This window comes from uncultured Microbulbifer sp. (assembly GCF_947498635.1).
Taxonomy (GTDB): Bacteria; Pseudomonadota; Gammaproteobacteria; order Pseudomonadales; family Cellvibrionaceae; genus Microbulbifer; species Microbulbifer echini.
This window is the reverse complement of the sequence record NZ_CANMKV010000001.1, coordinates 1-21,045: the sequence shown is the minus strand read 5'-3', so window position 1 is coordinate 21,045 and position 21,045 is coordinate 1. Positions and strand designations below refer to the sequence as shown.

General features: G+C 52.6%; 20 protein-coding genes. 9 read left to right on the top strand and 11 right to left on the bottom strand.

Annotation, left to right across the window (positions count from 1 at the left end):
* Positions 1-82: 82 nt before the first annotated feature.
* The 4 genes from Q1A69_RS00100 to dksA form a co-directional block, all read right to left on the bottom strand.
* Positions 83-3,043: an ATP-binding protein gene (locus Q1A69_RS00100; protein WP_299579223.1), complete on the bottom strand. Its 2,961-nt coding sequence runs from the start codon at positions 3,041-3,043 to the stop codon at positions 83-85.
* Complete coding sequence (locus tag Q1A69_RS00095) at positions 3,033-3,209, bottom strand: hypothetical protein (protein WP_299579220.1); 177 nt, start codon at positions 3,207-3,209, stop codon at positions 3,033-3,035. The genes Q1A69_RS00100 and Q1A69_RS00095 overlap by 11 nt, the downstream gene beginning before the upstream one ends.
* 134 nt (positions 3,210-3,343) lie before the next feature.
* Positions 3,344-4,216: a tRNA glutamyl-Q(34) synthetase GluQRS gene (gene gluQRS, locus Q1A69_RS00090; RefSeq protein WP_299579217.1), complete on the bottom strand. Its 873-nt coding sequence runs from the start codon at positions 4,214-4,216 to the stop codon at positions 3,344-3,346.
* Between the two features lie 78 nt (positions 4,217-4,294).
* Positions 4,295-4,732, bottom strand: a complete 438-nt coding sequence (dksA, locus tag Q1A69_RS00085; RefSeq protein WP_299579214.1) for an RNA polymerase-binding protein DksA — start codon at positions 4,730-4,732, stop codon at positions 4,295-4,297.
* Positions 4,733-4,986: 254 nt separating this feature from the next.
* On the opposite strand from dksA, the gene sfsA reads away from it, so the two are divergent.
* Positions 4,987-5,685 carry a DNA/RNA nuclease SfsA gene (gene sfsA, locus Q1A69_RS00080; RefSeq protein ID WP_299579211.1) on the top strand — a complete coding sequence of 233 codons (699 nt, stop codon included), beginning with the start codon at positions 4,987-4,989 and terminating at the stop codon, positions 5,683-5,685.
* 51 nt (positions 5,686-5,736) lie between these two features.
* On the opposite strand, the gene Q1A69_RS00075 is transcribed toward sfsA, so the two are convergent.
* From Q1A69_RS00075 to Q1A69_RS00060, 4 genes are all read right to left on the bottom strand, one after another.
* Positions 5,737-6,081 carry a Rieske (2Fe-2S) protein gene (locus Q1A69_RS00075; RefSeq protein ID WP_299579208.1) on the bottom strand — a complete coding sequence of 115 codons (345 nt, stop codon included), beginning with the start codon at positions 6,079-6,081 and terminating at the stop codon, positions 5,737-5,739.
* An 87-nt stretch (positions 6,082-6,168) separates the two neighbouring features.
* Positions 6,169-7,224, bottom strand: coding sequence for a trypsin-like peptidase domain-containing protein (locus tag Q1A69_RS00070; RefSeq protein WP_299579205.1), 1,056 nt, complete (start codon positions 7,222-7,224; stop codon positions 6,169-6,171).
* Between the two features lie 130 nt (positions 7,225-7,354).
* Positions 7,355-8,239 (bottom strand): protease HtpX, encoded by an 885-nt coding sequence (gene htpX, locus Q1A69_RS00065; protein ID WP_299579202.1) that lies wholly within the window; start codon positions 8,237-8,239, stop codon positions 7,355-7,357.
* A 145-nt stretch (positions 8,240-8,384) separates the two neighbouring features.
* Positions 8,385-8,669 (bottom strand): TfoX/Sxy family protein, encoded by a 285-nt coding sequence (locus Q1A69_RS00060; protein WP_299579199.1) that lies wholly within the window; start codon positions 8,667-8,669, stop codon positions 8,385-8,387.
* A gap of 246 nt (positions 8,670-8,915) precedes the next feature.
* Between Q1A69_RS00060 and Q1A69_RS00055 the strand changes: the two genes are divergently transcribed.
* From Q1A69_RS00055 to Q1A69_RS00045, 3 genes are all read left to right on the top strand, one after another.
* Complete coding sequence (locus Q1A69_RS00055; RefSeq protein WP_299579196.1) at positions 8,916-9,632, top strand: M15 family metallopeptidase; 717 nt, start codon at positions 8,916-8,918, stop codon at positions 9,630-9,632.
* Between the two features lie 185 nt (positions 9,633-9,817).
* Positions 9,818-10,576 (top strand): serine O-acetyltransferase, encoded by a 759-nt coding sequence (gene cysE / locus Q1A69_RS00050; protein WP_366525536.1) that lies wholly within the window; start codon positions 9,818-9,820, stop codon positions 10,574-10,576.
* A gap of 50 nt (positions 10,577-10,626) precedes the next feature.
* A complete protein-coding gene (locus Q1A69_RS00045) occupies positions 10,627-11,121 on the top strand; it encodes a hypothetical protein (RefSeq protein WP_299579190.1) in 495 nt (164 codons plus the stop codon).
* Positions 11,122-11,243: 122 nt separating this feature from the next.
* Here the strand turns inward: Q1A69_RS00045 and ppa are convergent, their stop codons facing one another.
* Positions 11,244-11,780: an inorganic diphosphatase gene (ppa, locus tag Q1A69_RS00040; protein WP_299579187.1), complete on the bottom strand. Its 537-nt coding sequence runs from the start codon at positions 11,778-11,780 to the stop codon at positions 11,244-11,246.
* 162 nt (positions 11,781-11,942) lie between these two features.
* Between ppa and Q1A69_RS00035 the strand changes: the two genes are divergently transcribed.
* From Q1A69_RS00035 to Q1A69_RS00015, 5 genes are all read left to right on the top strand, one after another.
* The gene (locus Q1A69_RS00035) at positions 11,943-13,316 is read left to right on the top strand and encodes a glutamine synthetase (protein ID WP_299579184.1); all 1,374 of its coding nucleotides are present in this window, start codon (positions 11,943-11,945) and stop codon (positions 13,314-13,316) included.
* A gap of 89 nt (positions 13,317-13,405) precedes the next feature.
* Positions 13,406-14,794, top strand: a complete 1,389-nt coding sequence (locus Q1A69_RS00030; RefSeq protein ID WP_299579181.1) for an aldehyde dehydrogenase family protein — start codon at positions 13,406-13,408, stop codon at positions 14,792-14,794.
* 718 nt (positions 14,795-15,512) lie between these two features.
* Positions 15,513-16,697 (top strand): iron-containing alcohol dehydrogenase, encoded by a 1,185-nt coding sequence (locus Q1A69_RS00025; RefSeq protein WP_299579178.1) that lies wholly within the window; start codon positions 15,513-15,515, stop codon positions 16,695-16,697.
* Positions 16,698-16,760: 63 nt separating this feature from the next.
* Positions 16,761-17,351 carry a peptide-methionine (S)-S-oxide reductase MsrA gene (msrA, locus tag Q1A69_RS00020; RefSeq protein ID WP_299579175.1) on the top strand — a complete coding sequence of 197 codons (591 nt, stop codon included), beginning with the start codon at positions 16,761-16,763 and terminating at the stop codon, positions 17,349-17,351.
* Positions 17,352-17,429: 78 nt separating this feature from the next.
* Complete coding sequence (locus Q1A69_RS00015; protein WP_299579172.1) at positions 17,430-18,491, top strand: alpha/beta fold hydrolase; 1,062 nt, start codon at positions 17,430-17,432, stop codon at positions 18,489-18,491.
* Positions 18,492-18,643: 152 nt separating this feature from the next.
* Here the strand turns inward: Q1A69_RS00015 and Q1A69_RS00010 are convergent, their stop codons facing one another.
* On the bottom strand, positions 18,644-20,116 hold the full coding sequence (locus Q1A69_RS00010; protein ID WP_299579169.1) for a PLP-dependent aminotransferase family protein: 1,473 nt from the start codon (positions 20,114-20,116) through the stop codon (positions 18,644-18,646).
* Between the two features lie 729 nt (positions 20,117-20,845).
* Positions 20,846-21,045, bottom strand: a 200-nt coding sequence (locus tag Q1A69_RS00005; protein ID WP_299579165.1) for a hypothetical protein, incomplete at its 5' end; no start/stop codon positions are given.

Below are 21,045 nucleotides of genomic sequence, written 5' to 3'. Positions count from 1 at the left end.
CCGCCCGCCGTTTCTATGCAACTCAAAAACGGCGAATCGGGGTGTTTTTGCACAACTTGTGATCGATTTGGTTGCTTGAGACTCAACCTGCCAAGGGCAACTGTACGGTAAATTTGGCGCCGCGCCCGGTCTTCGGATTAGCGGGGCTCTCTAATTCCAGCTGGCCCCCGTGCTCCTCAACAATGCTGTAAACCATGGCCAGGCCAAGGCCGGTACCCTCACCGGGCTCCTTGGTAGTGAAGAAGGGTTCGAGAATGCGCTCGCGGTGCTGGGCCGAGATTCCGGGGCCATCGTCGGTGACCGAAACACACGCACAGCCCCTGGCCTCGCGGCCTTCAATTCGAATCAGGCCACCATCGGGGCTGGCGTCGCGGGCGTTGCTGAGTAGGTTGATAAAGACCTGGATCAGTCGTTGATTATCACCGGGGGCGATCAGGCTTTCAGGCACCACATTCTCAAAGCGCACCTCGGTTTTGTCTCTCTGCAGAGACAGCAGGTGCACGGCTTCCTGTACACAGGCGAAGAGGTCTACCGGAGCGCGCTCGCTTTCCTGGCTGCCGCTGTGGGAGAAATTCACCAGTGAGTGCACGATGCGACTGATGCGTTGGGTTTGGCTGAGAATCTGATCGGCGGTCTCCAGTACCTCCGGATTGTCACAGTCGAATTGCAGATTTTGCGCCAGGCAGGCGATGCCGGTGACCGGGTTGCCCACTTCGTGGGCGACACCCGCGGCGAGCCGTCCCACCGAGGCCAGGCGCTCACTGTGAATTAGCTCCTGCTCCAGTACCTGGGTTTCGGTGATGTCTTCAAGCAAAAGCATCAGTCCATCGCCACGCTCCTTGCGGCCGCGCTCGCTGCGACTGAGCTTTTGCTGGGTCTTGTGCAGATTGAGCCAGTGACTGTTGCCATTCAGGCTCACCTGCTGCTTGAAGCGGCTGTCATCGCTGGATTCGGCAAACTCTGCGAGCAGGCCGCGCCAGGGCTCGGCCAGGTATTCCAGTTTGGAGCCGATCACCTCGCCGGCGGAAATGCCGGTGAGGTCCTGCATGGCGTAGTTCCACAGCAGTATTTCGCCGTCGCGGCCCAGGGAGCAGGCGGCCATGGGCAGTTCTTCCAGCATCTGCCGGTGGTACAGCCGCAGGTTATTCAGCTCTGCGGCGAGCCCGGTGAGCTGGTGTTTGTAGCGCCCCAGGCGGGTTTCAATCAGGTGGATATCCTTGTTGGCCGGTTGATCACTGTTTTGAAAGGGAAAGTGGCGATCGATAATCTGACCCGCCAGCACCCGCCCGAGGAGCCCAGACAGATTGGCCTCAAGGCGGTTGCGCAGTTGGCGCAGGGCGTAGGGACGGCGCTCATCATCGGGCAGGTTGAGTTGGTTGAGGGCGCGCTTTACCTCGGTATTGGCGGTGGCTGCTCCCAGGCTTTCCGCCAGGCGCAGGCGAAAGTCCACCGCGGATTGCACATCGAGCCCCAGGCGCAAGGCCTGGGCGATAGTGTCGTCGCTGCACAGATCGGCGGCGTACTGTTCCAGGCTGCTGGTCGAGGTGAACAGGGATAACCCCACGAACAGGAGGATGTTGATGCCGAGGGAAAGAGTGGTGATCTGTGTCCAGATGGACATGCCCAGAGGAATCTGAATAGTGGTGCCGGGCAGGGTGATACCGGTAATTTCAAACACCGATGGTAGCAGCAGTCCGCAACCCCAGATCAACATCCCGGCCAAGAGCCCGCCAATCAACCCGCGCCGATTCCCGCGGGGCCAGTGAATCACCGCGAAGATACCCGGCAGGAACTGCAGTGAGCCGATAAAGGCCAGCAGGGCCAAATCCGATAGGGACAGACGGTTGTCGAGCAGCAAGTAAAAGGCAAAGCCCGCGATAAACAGGGCGGCAATCAAGGCGCGACGCAGCCATACAAGCTGGCGGTACATATTGTCTTCGGAGTGCCAGCGGGTGCCCGGCAGCAGCCAGTGGTTCATCACCATGGTGGACAGGGCCAGGGTGATCATAATCAGGGCGCCGGTGGCGGCAGAGAGACCGCCAATAAAGGCCAGTGTGGTGAGTAGCGCTGAGCCGCTGGCGCGCGGCACTGCCAGGGAGAAATACTGAACCGGCTCGGCTACATCCAGGGCAAAGCCCGCCCACATAATGGGGAAAATCGGCAGTGCCATCAGCAACAGAAATAAGGGGAAGCCCCAGCTGGCGGTGCGCAGTGCCTGCCCGGTGGGGCGCTCGGCGATGCTCAGGTAGAAAATGTGCGGCATGGCTACGGCGGTGGCGATAAATACTAACAGCAGCGTGTGCGAAGAACCCTGCTCGATGGGGGTGTAGAGCAGTTGCTGCATATCATTGTTTTCCGTCAGCCACTGGTCGAGGCCGGAAAAACCGCCGAAGACCCCGTACACCGCATAGCCACCAACGGCGGTGAGGGCGACCAGCTTCACGAGCGACTCCAAGGCCATGGCACTGGCCAGCCCTTCACCGCGCTCGCGAGTGGCGCCGTACATACTGGTAAAGACGGCCAACAACACGCAGTAGAAAAAGGCAATCAGGTTTTTGCTGGAAACGCCGCTATCCGGCAGTCCCAAAGCGGCCACACTGTCCCGCGACAACAGCGCCAGGGTTTCCGATACCGCCTGTATTTGCAGGGCTACCAAAGGTAGCAGGGCCAGCAGCATAAACAGGGTCGCGAGAGTGCCCACCTGGCGGCTGTGGTAGCGGAACACCAGGAGATCTGCGGGGGAGTAGAGCTGGTAGCGCTGGGCCAGGCGCGCCAGGGGCTCCAGCGCCACTGGCGCAAAAAGGAACATGGCGCCAGTCCCCAGATAATAGGCCAGCACGCCGTAGCCATACTGCCAGGCGAGGTCGACAATGCCGTAAAAGGTCCAGGCGGAGAGGGAGACCCCCAGCGAGAGCACATACACCAATGGGTGGCGTACCCAGCGTGCAGGCAGCCAACCTTTGGAGGTGGCGAAGGCGACAAAAAACAAAGTGGCAATATAGGCCACCCCGATCAGGGCGATATGGGCTATTTCAAAGCTCATTCGATTTGCGCCTCCACTGGATAAACATCGCCAGCAGGATCAATACGAACCAAAGGATAAATGGTCGGTACCAGGCGCCAACGGGGTTGATCATCCAGGTAAATATGGTGGGGGAGAACACATAGCCCACCAGCACGAGCAGGATTAGCAGGGTGCGGTTGCTCATAGGTTGCTTGGTAAATCCGCGTGGAGGAAAATTTAGTGGGTGACCTTGCCGGCCGATGTCTCTGCGGTGTTCTGCAGGGTGCTGTAATGTAGATGCGGCGCGGCTGGCGCAAAAATGTTAATTGCCCTTCGCGATCAGTGCAATTGTCGGTCGCGTTTATCGACCTGATGGCGCTGCCAATGCGCCGCGGCCCACTTGAGAATATGTTCAGGTGTGACCTGCTTTAATGCATCGGGCACATGGAAGCCGAGAAAATCCAGGGCCGTGCAGAGGTTGCCAGAGGCATTGTTGTCATTAATTGCCGCCGCATGATTTTGCTTGCTAAGTTTTTGTCGGCCTCCGGGGCCCATGACCAGGGGCAGGTGGCCGAAGCGTGGAGCCTCGGTGCCGAGTAAACGGAACAGGCGGATTTGTGCGGCGGTGGTGTCAAGGAGATCGGCACCGCGCACGATATGGGTAATCCCCTGAGCGATATCATCGACCACCACGGCCAGCTGATAGGCGTAGAGCCCATCGCGGCGCTTGAGGATCGTATCTTCGCGAACAGACTGGATTTGCGTGCCGCGCCAGATATCCTCGAAGCGCTCTTCGCCTCCCGCGCACTGCAGGCGCAGAGCGCAGGCGCCTTGGTCATCGTTTTTTGTGCGACAGGTCAAGTTATCGTGCCCGCCGTTTTGACGGATCTGGCTGCGCGAGCAGTAGCAGGAGTAAAGCACGGCCTGTTGGCGCAATTGCTCTAGCGTTTCTTCGTAGAAGCCATGGCGTCTGCTCTGCCATTCCACGGTGCCATGCCAATGCAGTCCGTGGGATTCGAGGGATTTTAAGATGCGGTCTGCTGCGCCGGGCTCTTCGCGTGGAGGGTCGAGATCCTCCATACGCACGAGCCAGTGCCCGCCGTGCGCGAGGGCGTCGAGATAGCTACCGAGTGCGCACACCAGCGAGCCGAAGTGCAGAGGGCCGCTCGGTGAAGGTGCAAAACGACCGATGTAGGGATTCGTTTTCTTCAAGGTGATTGGGGCGATCCTGTCGGTCGCCCTATCGAGCTGGGCGATCGGGGATGACCGCCGTAATGCGATTGGAATACATCAGCCGGAAAGCTGCTTTTCCTTGATTTCTGCCAGGGTTTTACAGTCCACACACAGGGTTGCGGTGGGACGTGCTTCCAGCCGGCGAATACCGATTTCAACACCACAAGCCTCGCAGAACCCGTAGTCCTCCTGGTCGATAAGTTCCAGGGTGGCATCGATTTTCTTAATTAATTTACGCTCGCGATCGCGGGTGCGTAATTCCAGGCTGAACTCTTCTTCCTGGCTCGCGCGATCAGCGGGGTCGGGAAAATTTGCGGCCTCGTCTTTCATATGGGAAACGGTGCGGTCCACTTCCGCCATCAGCTCGGCCTTCCAGGCCAACAGCAAGTTGCGGAAATGCTCCTGCTGCTTCTCATTCATGTACTCTTCGCCCTTAGTCTCCTTATAGGGCTCAAAGCCGTGCAGAGAATCGGTGCTCGCAGCAGTTTTGGGCATAGTCGTTGCCTCTCTTTCTTTACGGGCCCCCGATAATGGGGGCGATACCACCAAATTCAATCTAGCCTAGACCGGAATCTTTTTGAGTGATGTTTTTTTCACCAATCAAATCACTTGCGGTGGCAGGCTAATCCTTGCCCCGGTTGCCTGTACCCCGGCGACCGAGAGCGAGGAAACTATCAAATCTGCGCGATTCGCGCCACAAATAGTTGTCTGCTATTTTGTGGCGCCGGAATGTACAAGAGTGCCAGCCAGTGAAGTTTTCCCCCGAGTTACACAAGGCGACGCTGTTGCGTCGCTACAAACGTTTTCTCGCCGATGTGGAGTCGGCAGACGGTGAGGTGTTTACTATTCATTGCCCAAACACCGGCTCCATGAAGAACTGTTGGGTTGAGGGCGGTGCCTGCTGGTATTCGGATTCTGGCAACCCCAAACGCAAGTATCGCCACACACTGGAGATCACTACTACGCCAGACGGTGCGCTCGCCGGAGTGAATACCGGGCGTGCCAATGCCTTGGTGGAAGAGGCGATACGCTCTGGGGTGGTCACTGAGCTGCAGGGATATGATGCTCTGCGCCGCGAGGTGCGCTATGGCGATGAAAATAGCCGTATCGACTTTCTCTTGTCTGGCGATGAGGGAGATTGTTATGTCGAAGTCAAGAATGTCACTTTGGCGGAGGGGGCGCGCGGTTATTTTCCCGATGCGGTGAGTGCTCGCGGCGCCAAACATTTGCGTGAGTTACAAAAATTAGCCGAGGGGGGAGTGCGCGCAGTGCTCTTTTACTGCGTGCAACACAGTGCAATTGAAAGTGTGCAAGCCGCGCGTGAAATTGATCCCGCTTATGCGGAAGCCCTCGACAAAGCCGTATCTGCCGGTGTGCAGGTACTCGCTTACAAGGCGCAGATCAGCGCGAGTGAAATCGTCCTTACTAAGGCCCTGACCTTTTGCTGAGATTGGCGGGAAAGGACTTGCCGGGCTGAGTTTCTCACCCGGCGGATAAACTTATTTTGCTAGCAGGGCGTAGAGACCATCCTGGGCGTACTCCACTGGCACGGGCGTGAGAGCGTCGCCGGTGCAGGGCCCTGCAATACATTCGCCGGTTTCGATGGTAAACAATGCCCCGTGGGAGGCGCACTGGATCAGCGCACCATCGGGGTCGAGAAACTGATCTTCCTGCCAGTCGAGGTTGATACCGCGGTGGGGACAGGTATTTTTATAGGCGAAAACCTCTCCGCCTTTCATTACCGCAAATACATTGTCGGTACCGGCGGCGGTGTCACCGAGGGAAAAGCCTTTGGATTGCCCTTCCGTAAATTCTTCGTAGCGGCACAGGAAGTATTTTTGCATAACTGGTCGGCCCTAGGCGCAATTATTGGTATTGGCGGCGCAATACCCTGCTAGAGAACAGCGGGGGGCGCCGGATACTGCTCGCAATTACTGCGGCGCGGCGAGTGTAATCGAGGTGTAGCGGATTGTCCCGTCGCGCAGGACTCCCAGGGTGACCTGGTCGCCGGCCCGATATTTCTCCAGTGCGTTGAGCAGGTCGTCGTAGCTGCGGATAGGCTGGCGATCCACTTCCACGATCACATCCCCCAATTGCCACCCCCCCTGGCGAGTGCGGTGAATACCTTGCAACCCGGCTTTTTCCGCAGGCAAGCCCGGCGCTGTTCGCAGGACTGCGACCCCTTCGAAACCGTAGCGGCTGCTCCACTGATCCGGGGCGGATTCAATACCGAGAATCGGTCGTACCAGACGGCCGTGGTTAATCAATTGCGGCACAATTTTCTTTACGGTGTCCACCGGGATAGCGAAGCCGATACCCACACTGGTGCCGCTGGGGCTGTAGATAGCGGTGTTTACCCCGATCAGGCGGCCGAGGGAATCCAGCAGGGGGCCACCTGAATTGCCGGGATTAATGGCGGCATCGGTTTGAATCACATTGCGGATGGTGCGGTTGTTGGCAGCCTCGATTTCGCGCCCCAGTGCGCTGACAACGCCTGTGGTCAAAGTGGTGTCGAGACCGAAGGGGTTGCCGATAGCGAGTACTTTGCGCCCTACCGCCAAGTTGCTGGAGGTGCCTGCCACCAGGGGTTTGAGCAGCTTTCTCGGAGCCTCAATTTTCAACACGGCCAGATCTTTTTCCGGCGCCGAACCAATCAAAGTGGCGGGCCATTCGCTGCGATCCTGCAGGGTGATGGTGACTTTTCGCGCCCCCTCGATGACGTGAAAGTTGGTAACCACATGCCCCAGCTCATCCCAGATAAAGCCACTGCCGGCGCCTTTGGGCACCGCGTGCAGGCGCAAGGTTCTGCGGTCGCGCACCAGTGTTTCATTGGTGACATAGACCACTGACGGACTGGCGAAATTAAACACCTGCATGGTGTTGCGCTCGTCATCGGTGGCGAACTCCTGCACCTGTGCGCACAGGGAGCCGGTGATAATAAACAGCAGTGCTGACAGGAGAATGGGCAGAGTTTTCAGCGGTGTCATGGATGCTAGTCTTCCCTTGATCACATTTGCGAGAAAGTTTACCTCGGCCACTGTGCGCGAGTGAAGACGGGGGCGCCTCAACAAACGGTGCCGCCCCAAAAAATTGCGGATAGATGGGGGTGAGCGTGGATTACTTGCGGAAATTTTGCAGAGCGAGGATGCGCTCATCCAACGGCGGGTGAGTGGCGAGCATCGCCCCCATATTGCCGAAGATACCGAAGGCTTTCATATTGCCGGGTAGAGGTTCCTCGTGGCCGCGTTCGGACTCGACTTTAAGACGCTGCAGGGCCGCGATCATGGCGTTGGGACTGGCCAGAGTGGCGCCGGCGTGGTCTGCGCGATACTCTCGGCGGCGGCTGAACCAGGCGACGATAAACATGGCAAAAAAGCCAAAGACAATATCCATCACTATTGAAGTGACGAAGTAACCGATACCCAGGCCCTGCTCATTGCGCAGTATCACCCGGTCCACAAAGAAACCGACCAGGCGCGCGAAGAACATCACAAAGGTATTTACCACCCCCTGGATCAGGGCCAGGGTCACCATATCTCCATTGGCCACATGGCCGATCTCGTGGCCTATAACCGCCCGCGCTTCTTCGCGGCTGAAACGCTGAAGTAGTCCGGCACTGACAGAGACCAGGGCGTTGTTGCGATTCCAGCCGGTGGCAAAGGCGTTGGCCTGGGGCATGGGGAAAATACCTACGTCCGGCATGCCGATATTGGCTTTGCGCGATAGCTCCCGCACGGTTTCCACCAACCACTGCTCATCGGCGCTGCGTGGATCAGTGATAATTTGAGTGCGGGTACTCATGCGGGCGATGGTTTTGGAGAGGAGTAGCGAGATGAAAGATCCGCCAAACCCAAACAGCCCGCAGAGGAGCAGCAGGGCGCCCAGGTTCAGGTCCACACCATTGGCCTGGAGGATGCCCCCAATACCGAAAATATTGAAAATGATGCCGACCAGAACCAACACCGCCAAGTTGGTCAGCAGGAATAGTCCAATGCGCAACATCGGCTCTCTCCTTCTCTTTGCCCTTAGGCAAGTTTAGATAGGGCGCGGCGATTTGTGTGACAAAATTTGAATAGAATTTGAGCGCTCGGCCCCTCTCCAGGTCATTGCATTACAGGGAGGTAGCCGGGAAGTCGATGTGTTCGCTTTAGTCTGAACTTTGAGTGGCCAACAGACGGTCTGCCTCACTGGCCAGACGCTGTTTGAGGTCGGGGTCCAGGTCGTTCCAGTGAACGTCCATCAGCGCCCCTTGCAGGGCGTACAGCATAACGCGAGAAGCGTTGATGCCCCGATTGCGGATACTGATAAAGGCTTCCACAGGGCCGATGCGATGGAGATCTTCGTAGGAACGGATGCCTATAGAGTGAAGGATATTGACGGAGGCGAGCCCCAAATTCTTCAGTTTGAGTAGTTCTGATTGACTCGGGTGCATTCAGTTTTCCCTGCAAGTTTTTCCGTCCAGTGGCCGCGATCAGTCCTCAATCGCGGGACTGAACTTAACATAAATTAATGAGCTGCCAATAAAGATTACCGTCGCGGTTCATAAGACAGCGCCTATTACATTGTCTAGCAAATTCCGGTGGGTTTGCTTATTACACATTGCTCTTTGATAGAGTAGTGCCTGTGGGTTTACTCACTTTAGCCCGCCTTTTAAAAATCGCCTGCCGATGGGAGTCAAATGTTATCCACACCGCTTCAGCGTATGCTCTTTGGGCTTACCGATGAACACGTTATTCTCGATCCACCTTCAGGGCAGCTATTGCACCCGGAGGCCCTCGTCGCTTTCCAGCGTCTGAGTCGCGATGCACGCGATGCCGGTTTTAACCCTAAAGTGGTCTCCGGCTTTCGCAGTTTTGAGCGCCAGCGCACAATTTGGAATGGCAAGGCCCTAGGGCAGCGACCAGTGCTTAATAACGACGGGGTAGCACTGCAAATCTCTGAGCTGCCGCCGCGGGAACGGGTACTGGCCATACTGCGCTGGTCGGCCCTGCCCGGCGCCTCGCGCCACCACTGGGGTACCGATTTCGATATTATCGATGCCGCCGCCGTCGCTGCTGATTACCAGGTCCAGCTAACCCCGCAGGAAGTGGCCGATAACGGGGTCTTCGGGCCCTTTCACCAGTGGCTGGATCAGCGCATAGCCGCGGAGCAGAGCTATGGCCTGTTTCGCCCCTATGCGGAGGACCGCGGTGGTGTGGCACCGGAGCGCTGGCACTTAAGTTATGCTCCGCGAGCCCTGGAGCTACAGCATTTACTGACTGTTGAGCGCTTGGAAGAGCAGCTACGCGCTTGCGAACTGGCTTTGTGCGAGACGGTTTGCCTCGAGCTAGAGCACATCTATACGCGTTTTGTATGGATACCGGATCACTGCTATCCGGCAACGATGCCACTGTGAGAGAAAACCCGTGTACAGGGCCGTTGATTCTGCTGGGTGGCGCTTGAAAGGTCCTGATATTCTTGCGAAGCTGCGCCAGCCCAGGCGCCTAGATTGGATACAATGGGAAGCGCAGGGAAATGAGACCGAAAGGTGAGGAACTGATTATCGATAGCCAAATCGAGCCCCGTGACGTATGGAGTGCCATGCGCGTCGAGGCTGCCGCAGCCGCCAGTGACGAACCGATCTTGGCGAGTTATTTCCACAATACGGTGCTACGGCACAAGTCGCCGGAGCACGCCATTGCCGATCAGTTGGCCTCGGTGCTCGATCACAGCGCATTGACCGCCACGGCTTTGCAGGAGGTGATTGCCTCCGCCCTGCAGCGCGATCCGGAAATATCTCGCAGTATGCTGGCAGACATTTGCGCCTGGTACGATCGGGACCCGGCCTGTGATCAGTATTTAACACCATTTCTTTACTTCAAGGGGTTTCACGCCCTGCAATCGCATCGTATCGCCCACTGGCTGTGGAATCAGGGGCGTACTACCCTGGCGCTATATTTCCAGAGTCGGGTATCGGAGCAGTTTTCTGTGGATATTCACCCGGCGGCTAAATTTGGCCGCGGCATTATGATTGACCACGCCACAGGCCTGGTGGTGGGGGAGACCTCCGTGGTGGGGGATAACGTCTCCCTCCTGCACTCGGTGACACTGGGCGGCAGTGGTCGTGGTTCCGGGGACCGCCACCCCAAAATTGGTCGCGGCGTGATGATTGGCGCAGGCGCCAAGGTACTGGGGCCGGTGCGGGTGGGGGAAGAGGTAAAGATTGCCGCGGGCAGCCTGGTTTTGCACGATGTGCCCGATCACACCACAGTGGCCGGTGTACCGGCGCGCCAAGTTGGTGGGCGTATAGAAGGTGCCCCCGCCTTCACTATGGACCAGACTCTGGATTCCGAAGAATAAACCAGCCGTACAGGCATAACTCGCCAAGCAAGACAGAGAGGGATTGAGTGATGACGCAACGCACCTACAGCTTGATTTTTCGCGGGGATCTGGTTGCCGGGTATACCGCCGGCGATGTGAAGGCCAATATGGCGCGCCTGTTTAAAAGCGGCCCGCAGGGGGTTGAAAAGCTGTTTAGTGGACGACCGCTGATCTTGCGCAAGGGGCTCAGCCGGGCCCAGGCCGAACAGTTTCAAGCGACTTTAGCCAAGATCGGTGCCGAGGTAACTCTCAGGGATGAGAGCGGTAGCGAAACGGCCAGAACCACCATGGAGCAAAAATCGGCCGTTGAGCCCGAATCACAGGGACCTCGCGTTCCGACTTGGACGCTGGCGCCTATGGAAGGCAATCTGATCAAGGATCACGAGCGAGAGCGAAGCCAGCCTGTTGAGGTGTCCGTGGCGCATATTACCCTGCGCGCAGCGGAGGGCCCTTTGCTCGATAAGGGTGAGCGGCCCGAGCCTGTGCCAGTGCCACTCAATATTCCCCAGTGGACGCTCGATTAGGCGTGTGGTGGTGGTTGTCCTGCCCCCTGGGTTACAGGCATAAAAAAACCGGCATACAGCCGGTTTTTTTATGCCTGCCAGCCCGGCAATACGGGGTATTACCGGGCCAGAAGAAGCGGCAATTAGCCTTCTTCTTTCAGGTAGCGCTCGCGGGAGGACATTATTTCTTTGCGCGCTTCTTCAGCGTCGGCCCAGCCTTCCACTTTCACCCACTTGCCAGCTTCGAGCGCCTTATAGTTCTCGAAGTAGTGCTCGATCTGCTTGAGCAGCAGCTCGGGCAGGTCGCCGATTTCCTGAACGTGATCGTACAGTTTGGTCAGCTTGGTGTGCGGTACCGCCAGCAGCTTGGCGTCAACACCGGATTCGTCGGTCATTTTCAGAACGCCGATCACACGCGAGCGGATTACGGAGCCAACCATTACCGGGTAGGGGGCCACTACCAGTACGTCCAGGGGGTCGCCGTCTTCGGACAGAGTCTGGGGCACATAGCCGTAGTTGGCCGGGTAAAACATGGGTGTGGCAACGAAACGATCCACAAATACGGCGTCTGAGTCCTTGTCCACCTCGTATTTGATGGGGTCGGAGTTGGCAGGGATCTCGATGATTACGTTGATGTCGCTGGGCAGGTCGTTACCTGCGGGGATCTTGTCGAAGCTCATTGCTGGTCCTGACTGGATAAAACGAAAAATTTGGAGCGCGGATTATATATGCAGTTCGGCACGGCTGAAAGCCACGCCCTTGGAGGAAATATCGGACGTCAATGATTGGCTGGCGGGTCTATCCTGTAAGTCATTGATAACAACAACGGGGCAGGGACGGTCATGATCAAAGCTCGGGAGGTAAAAACCGTTCAGGAGGCCCGTGCCATCGTAGAGGCGCGCGGTCTTAGTCATGTCAAAGTGGGCCTGTTTGATTTGGACGGGGTCATGCGCGGCAAATATATGAGTCGTGAAAAATTTTTCTCCTCTCTGGATAAAGGGTTTTCCTTCTGCGACGTGATTCTGGGCTGGGATGTTAAAGACCAACTCTATGACAACGCCCGCTACACCGGCTGGCACACAGGTTACCCGGATGCCGCAGTACGCATCCTGCCGGACAGCTGCCGCGATATTCCCTTCGAAGACAATATGCTGCTGTTTTTGGCCGAGTTTGATGACCGAGCTCAGGCCGTGTGTCCCCGTGCAGCCCTGCGCCGGGTGGTGGAGCGCTGTCGGGCAATTGGTTTTGAGCCCTTTGCCGCCCTCGAATATGAGTTCTTTTTATTTGATGAAACACCCGAGTCGGTACGGGAAAAGGGTTTTCGCAACCTGAAGCCCTTCACACCGGACTGGTTTGGCTACTCGATGCTGCGCAATTCGGTGCATGCCGAGCTCTACCGAGGAATCCTCGATATGGGCGAGCAGATGGACTTCCCCATGGAAAGCCTGCACACAGAAACCGGTCCCGGCGTTCTCGAGGCAGCGATTACAGTGGATGGTGCCGAGGCTGCAGGGGATAAGGCGGCGCTGTTTAAAACATTTATGAAAGTGTTGGCACAGCGAATGGGGTTAATGGCGACCTTTATGTCCCGCTGGTCCAGTGATTACCCAGGACAGAGTGGACATATACACCTCTCGCTGTGTGATGTTGATCGTGGCCATTCTGCTTTTTTCGATGGAAGCCGGTCCCAGGGCATAAGTGAAACCATGCGTCACTTTATTGCCGGTCAACAGCGTTTGATGCCGGAATTTCTGGCTCTGTTCGCGCCCACGATTAACAGCTATCGCCGCTTGGTACCTGGGTTCTGGGCGCCGACTGACGCTAATTGGGGAGTGGAAAATCGCACCACGGCCCTTCGTGTTATTCCCGGATGCGATAAATCCCAGCGGGTGGAATACCGCCTCGGCGCAGCCGATGCCAATCCCTATCTGGCCCTGGCCGCCGCACTGGGTTCCGGCCTATACGGCGTGATGCAACAGTGGCAGCCCAGCGATCCGATTGAGGGCAATGCCTATGCTTTGGCCCCGCAGGCACAGCAAATACTGCCGACCACGTTGTGGGATGCAGCGCAGCGCCTGAAAAACTCTGAAGCTGCATATGAATTGTTTGGCAGTGAATTTATTGAGCACTTCGCCGCCAGTCGCGAGTGGGAGGAGCGCGAGTATCGCCGCCATGTCACTGATTGGGAATTGGATAGGTATTTCGAAATTATTTAAATGGCATTCTAACAGTGCGCTTCAGTGGTTTTTTATGTTGAAGGGAAATCAATGTATGCCGGTTATGCCGGCGATAACGGATAGTTAAAATGCACCACCTGCGCTGTATTTCCCCCGTTGATAACAGTGTGTATCTAGAGCGGGCCTTGGCCGGCGAAGCTGAAATTCGTGTAGCCCTGGATAGGTCGGCGTCTTCGCAAAGGGCCTGGCGCTTGACCCCTATGTTAGAGCGTATTGCCATAGTCCACCGTGCGGTGGAATTTTTTACTGAGCGAAAACATCGACTGGCAGAGGAAATCTGCTGGATGATGGGCAGACCCATTCGTTATGCGCCGGGAGAAATAGATGGTTTTGCTGAGCGTGCCATCGCCATGGCGAACTTGGCGGAAGAGGCTCTCGCAGATATCCATCTGCCAATCAAGCCGGGGTTTTCCCGTTTTATACGCCGTGAGCCGCTGGGGACTTCCCTGGTGATCGCCCCCTGGAACTATCCCTATTTAACTGCGGTTAATGCGGTGGTGCCATCCCTGCTGGCCGGTAATGCGGTCATATTAAAACACTCTGCGCAAACGCCTTTATGCGCGGAGCGCATGGTGGAGGCTTTTAGGGAGGCGGGCCTGCCCTACGGGGTCTTTCAGTTTCTACATCTCAATCATTCAAATACACAACGTTTAGCCTGTGCTGATGAAATTCAACATATTGCTTTTACCGGTTCTGTGGATGCGGGGGCCAATATAGAGCGCACTATCGCTGGCCGATTTATCCAGTTGGGGCTGGAATTGGGCGGTAAAGACCCGGCTTATGTGCGGGAAGATGCAGACCTTAAGCAGGCGATAGAAGCAGTTGTGGATGGAGCCTTTTTTAACTCCGGTCAGTCCTGTTGTGGTATTGAGCGCGCCTATGTGCATGAAAATCTGTTTGATGAGTTTGTTGAGCGTGCCGCTTCATTAGTGGGTGACTACCAGTTGGGGCGGCCCGATAATCCTGACACAACCCTGGGTCCGTTGGTCAATGCGGAGGCTGCCGAAAAAGTGCGAGGTCAAATTGACGAAGCACTGGCACAGGGCGCCCAGCCCCACCTCCAGAGTAATAAATTCTCCAAGGACAAACGCGGCACTCAGTATATGGCGCCGCAACTACTCACCGGTGTGCGCCACAAAATGCGGCTAATGCGCGAGGAATCTTTCGGCCCGGTTTTAGGGGTGCAAAAAGTGCATGACGATGGTGAAGCTCTAGAATTAATGAATAATAGCCCTTTCGGTTTGACGGCAGCTATTTTTTCACAAGATGAAGAAACTGCCCTGGCAATTGGCGATCACTTGCGAGTGGGCACCGTTTTCCTCAATCGCTGCGACTATTTAGACCCAGAGTTGGCCTGGAGCGGAGTTAAACAGTCTGGCAGGGGGTGTACTTTGTCCAGAGTCGGGTTTGAGCAGCTAACCAGGCCCAAATCATTTCACTTTAAAGTTGGGGGCTAGTAAACCAGTAAAGAGGGAAAATTTGTGAGGTGGATTACTTGTTGTATTTATGGATTGTTCTTAACTTATCCCCTAGTGCTAAACGCGGAGTCCTATGTTTATAGAGATATTGCTTTAGAGGTCCCTGATGGTTGGTCGATACGCAGAGAATATAATGACTATGTGGGGATAGAATTTTGCCAGAATGATACAGGCAATGTGATGGGGTTTTTTCTGAGGAAAGAGTTGTCGGTTAATGGAGGAGCCCCAGTGCGTTCTTAAAAATGCATCCTTTGGAGCATCCAGTTTCTTCGGTACAGATTGGCAAATATTCCGGTTACTTTGTCACTTTTACATCGGAAGGGAAGTGTTCGGCAAATTGGTTTTTGGGGGATGGGAGCGATCTACTGATAGCGTCCTATCAAGGTGACTGTCATTCAGTGGACTTTACTCCAGTGATTAAGTTAGTTGAATCTATCGAGCCCTTAGAAGATGTAGTCGATTAATGATGCTTCTGCTGGTTTTATAGGTCCAATTACTAAAATGACAATCGTGCTTTTTTCAGCTGTAGTTTGGCCTATGGATAATAACCCCGAGCTTTTACAGGTGGGATATCCAGATAGCGGCGAGGCCATGCACAGAAAGTTTGTTTTTAACCTTATCCTATCGGTTAAACGCATAGAGACTGTGGATAACTAGAAATTTTAAGTGGTTAGGCGGTAAAGGCAGAGAGGATAATGTGGATAAATACCGGGTTAACTGGAATTTCCCTACCAATATTTGGGTTGGTCCCGGCCGGATATCAGATCTTGCCAAAGCCTGCTCTGATCTCAATATGCAGCACCCCTTACTGGTAACGGATCCCGGTATTGCCGGGATACCATTGCTTCAACGCGCATTAGCGCCTTGTAAGGAATATGGCTTGGAGGTGGAGATTTTCTCCTCAATCAAGGGGAATCCCAACGATGAGAATATTGACTGTGGTGTCGAGCTGTTACGAGATAAAAATTGCGACGGCGTAATCGCCTTCGGTGGTGGCTCGGCCATCGATGCCGGTAAGGCGATCGCCCTAATGGCCGGGCAGCATCGTCCCATTTGGGATTTTGAAGATATTGGCGATAACTATAAACGCGTCGACCCGAACGGCATGGTTCCGGTGATCGCGGTACCCACCACGGCTGGAACGGGTTCAGAAGTGGGGCGGGTAGCCGTGATCACTGATGACGCCGCGCAAATCAAGCGATTGATTTTTCATCCGAATATCTTGCCGAATATCGTAATCCTGGATGCTGAACTAACCCTTGAGCTGCCCCCCGAAGTTACTGCGGCCACAGGGATGGATGCCCTTTCCCATAACCTGGAATCCTATTATTCGCGGATGTACCACCCCATGGCGGAAGGCATTGCCCTGCAGGGCATGCGGCTGATCAAGAATTATCTTCCTCGAGCGTACATGATTGGTACCGAGCTGAAGTCGCGACAACAGATGCTGGTAGCCTCCTGTATGGGAGCAACGGCTTTCCAGCGAGGCTTGGGGGCCATTCACGCCCTCGCACACCCTCTTGGTGCGCTTTACGATAAGCACCACGGCCTACTCAATGCCATATTGATGCCTTATGTCCTTATCGCAAACCGGCCCGCCATAGAGATTCCCATGGGGCAATTGGCGCTTTCATTGCAATTGAGCGGAAAAGACAGATTTGAGAGTGGCTTTGATGCCGTGTATGACTGGGTTATAGGCCTACGCAAGCAGCTGGGTATTCCGCATACCTTGGAAGAAATTGGCATTGGAACGGATGATGCCGATAAGGTTGGTCGTATGGCTGCGGATGATCCCTCTGCCGCCAGTAACCCTATGTCTTTTAATGCGGTGGAATACCGCGATATTTTCCTGCGCGCCTGCCAGGGTGCTGTCACACTGTAAGAGTTTCCCTCTATAAGCCGACAGAAGATTACCTATCAATAGAATTGTCCAGAGGAATTCGTTATGCGCGGTATTTTAGCTCTGTTACTTCTTTTGTCAGCCACCCTCGGATATGCCCAGGATTCTCCTAATATCCGCACAGCGATTTTTGCCGGCGGTTGCTTCTGGTGTATGGAGCCACCATTTGACAAGGTCAAAGGTGTGCTGGAAACCACTTCAGGTTATAGCGGTGGCCATGTGAAGAACCCCTCCTATGATCAGGTTTCTGCTGGTGGTACCGGCCATGCCGAGGTGGTGCAAGTTAAATATGATGCAGACAAAGTGAGTTATTCTGAGTTACTCAATATTTTTTGGCACAATGTAGACCCCTTTGATGCCGGTGGCCAGTTTTGTGATCGGGGCGACCAGTACCGTGCAGAGATCTTTTATGGCAATGAAGAAGAGAAGAAGCTGGCTGAAGAGAGTAAGAAGAAGGTAGAGGCTGAGCTGGGTAAGAAAGTTGTCACCCAGATAAAACCGGCGGCGACATTTTTCCCCGCAGAGGCCTACCATCAGAACTACTATCAACGTAATCCCCTGCGTTATAAATACTATCGTTTCCGCTGTGGGCGCGATCAAAGGCTTGAGGAAGTTTGGGGTAAAGCATCGGGTTAATTAAGTGATGCCTATATCGATATCTCTCTGAGGTCCACTCCTAAAGCTTAAAAAGTGGGTGGCGGTTATGACAAGAGTATGAAAAAAACAGCAATAGGGAAGTTACAGGAAGGTGAAGTCTTAGTTTCTGCGGCCGGGTTTCCCGTTCTCTACCGCTATATTGCTGCCGATGCCTCTAAGCCTTTGATGGTGTTTGTTCCGGGAAACTCTCATCTGGCGCGTATCTTTTATGGTTGCCCAGGAACTCGTGAAGATGATTTTGTCAGTTATTGGGTACATCGCGCAGGCTATCCTTTTCTTGCGATATCTTATCCTATTGCTAATCAAATATTTGATGGTTTCTTTCCCAGTTTCACAATTGCTGACTGGGGTAAGCAAGTTGTGGAAGTGATTGAAAAAGTGAGATCAAAAAATAACTTACAGGGTGAAGTGATTGTTTGCGGCTGGAGTATGGGGTGTAAAATTGCCGGAGCGTTAGGACGAGCGGCTATAGGTAAAAATATTTCAATTGCGATGTTTGTCGCTATGTCTGGAGATCCTGCAGTTCCTGGTTTTATCCCAAAGGCAAATGCAGAGAATATCACAATGACACCAGAGGGTTTGGCTAACCGTGAGTGTTTATATCCATGGTTCTTTAAATCTTTAGAAAAGCAGAATAGCTATAGCGGTCATACTATTCTGGAGCAGGATGTCTATCGGGAGCGAATATTGGGAGCCACTCCTGTGGGTTTGATCGGTGCAGGTTTAATGTACAAAGCTAACCGTTTTATTGAGGATTTTAAAGGAAGTTTGTTTTCTGCGAATACTTTCGACTATGAAAGTTATCCTTTTCCTGTAGTTATCCATGGTAACTCCCAATGTGATGCGGAAAATGTTTTGTTGAATGTATCTGATTGGGCGTTTATTCGGGATCGAATTTTGATTAAGGAAATACTTGGTGTTAAGAGCTTAGATAAACTTTCTCCTGCGCAATGGGAAGGCTTGAAAACTATTATTGAAACCTCAGGGAAATACTTTTCTCAGAGTGTGCCGGGGGGGCATTTCTTCTTTTTAGGCAGTGTTGGAGCAAGAGCCATTCCAGAAAAAATCAAATTGCTTTTTCTGCGTGTCAAAAGTGTTCAAGGCTTATTTAACCGTTAGTCAATGAACATATAGCTCGATCTAGGATGGTTTTTATAAGTTCGTTAGGAGGGAGTCCCAATGGTTTGTTGTAGGCTTTCTGGAAACTAATTAAGCGTTTACAATAAAACCAAAGGGATAATAGGTTAAGCAGGTATAGAACCTAAAGAGTTCTATTGTTCTTGTTTTTTTAAAATGTCAGCTAAATACTGTACAAGCTGTTCGCGCTGAAGCCGGGTTGTATTGGCGCACCCGAGTACCAGGCCAGATATTTTTTTTTCTCTAGCATCAGATAGTGAAAGAGGCGCACTGCCAAATCCCCTTTGGATTAGTTTTTCTGAAAGACGAGTATCATCATACATGGGGGTAAGTATAACTACATACATAGCTACACTACTTGTAACTAGTTCGACACTAGGCTCTAACCAGAATCTAATTAACTCACATAAGTGGTCCCATTTCTTTTGATAGTTTTTTTGCATTCTACGTATATGTCGAACGAAATGTCCTTCGTCCATAAAGTCAGCTAACATTGCCTGGTAGAGTAGGGTGGATGGGCCTGAAAGTACAGATTTTGTATCTGTAAATGATGATGCCACTGACTTGGGTACCACAAGGTAGCCTAATCTTAAGCTGGGAATTAAAACCCTATTGAAGCTACCAATAAATATTACAGGGGTATTTTCCCGCATGCCTTGTAAAGCAGCTTGTGGTTTTTCTTGAAATGAGAAAGAGCTGCTGGCTTCATCTTCCAGTATCCAGCACTTAGAGTTCTCTGCCCAGTCCAATAGCTTATTTCTATCATCAGGTGGGATAACTCCGCCCATAGGATGCTGATAGTTTGGAGTTGTATAAAGAATTTTAGCGTTTAAGTCATCATTTAATATTTGATCTATGTCTAGATGATTTCTTTTTAATTTTATTAGATTAATCCTTGCATTCATTGAGTTAAATGCAAATCGGGCACCCCGAAATCCAGGGTTTTCCATTAATACAGAATCACCAAAATTTAATATGGTTTGAGCGCAAATGTTTAAAGCCTCCTGCCTCCCGTTCGTAATAATGATCTGATCTGAAGTGCAGCGAACACCCCGTGAAACAAGCAAATACTCTGCTAGCCTTTCTCTTAAAGGAAGATATCCGGCTGGGTCTCCATATCCGCTAATTGGAATTCTATCTTGATGTTGTCGATAAATTTTATTCCAAATTGAAAAAGGAAAAGCTTTTAGATCAGGAACACCTGGTGAAAAAGGAAGTAGTGTGGGCCATCTGGATATTGTGCGGGGTCTGGATTTTAAAAACTCACTAAATTTTGACAGCCTAGGCAAGGAGTTGTCACGGAGTTTTTCCTTGTTGAGAGTGTGAGGTTTTTGGAATTCAACAATACCGGGAGGTAGGTGTTTGGAAACAAAAACACCTTTGCCAGCCTTGCTAATTAGACAACCCTCGTTTTTTAATTGTTCTATAACTTGGGTAACTGTATTGCGACTAATATTTAAGCATTCGGACATTCTTCGTGATGACAGAAGTTTTGAGCCTGCTGCTAATCGGCCGTTAATTATCCACTCTATCAATGCTTGATAGAGTTGCTTCTGAAGGGGTTGAGTTCTATTGAGGGATAAGTCAGAAAAGTCTGGAGTGCTCACCGCTTGCACCATGGAATATTCAAAAGTGGATCTTGTCAGGTTTTATTTTTTATCTATATTGGCTTGCTTATAATTAATTTTTTGGCTGTGTAAGTGTAGGAAATATCCATAAAAAATTTTCTCGGGAGGTTTTTATTGTTTAGCTGTGGCATCTTGTTGAGAATAGTAATCATTTGTAATTTTGTGTGTTTTATATTTGTTTGTAGTGAGCGAGGGGTTCCTCAATAGACTTTTAAATTGACCTGTATTTATAGATTATATTTTCAACTCAAAGTATTTTTTACTTGGGACTGCAATTCCTTAATGGTATCAGTCTGTGTGTCTTATCGGGAGCTGGCACCATAGTTTTTTTCAAACTGGCCCTTACTCTCTACAGGAGGTTTGTCAAATTTTATCAGGCAATTGATACTATACAGTTTCAAAAAAAAATTAAAAATATTTTGATAGGTATCTAATAATAAAATAGGTAGTCTTGTGTAGGTGCTGCCTTGGTGAGTATTTATCAGTCTGTCATTGTAAAAAATTAGTTGGTATATTTTTCTGTCCTTTGGCGACAAAGGTCTCCTCAGCTGATATATAAAGGCCAACATGTGGGTTCTTATTGCAAACTAAATGGTATCTAATTTAATTTTGTTCATATCATTAATATCGGTAGTATATCTTTGGAGACTCTGAAAAATGGCTTTCTAACTATGCATTAGGTTTCACACAGCAAAAAATGAATGTTTTTTAGTCAAAAATCAGGTTTCCATACGTATTTATCCCCATTTTCATTCCCTGAAATCTGCGTTTTGCAGATTTCAGACGCACTGGACCTAGTGCGGCAGATATTTTTTTCCAATTAATAAGTTGGTAAAGCCGGCCAGCATACACAGACGCTGGGTGTTTTTCTTTAAACCTCGATAGCGGACTTTTCCATATCCAAAAAT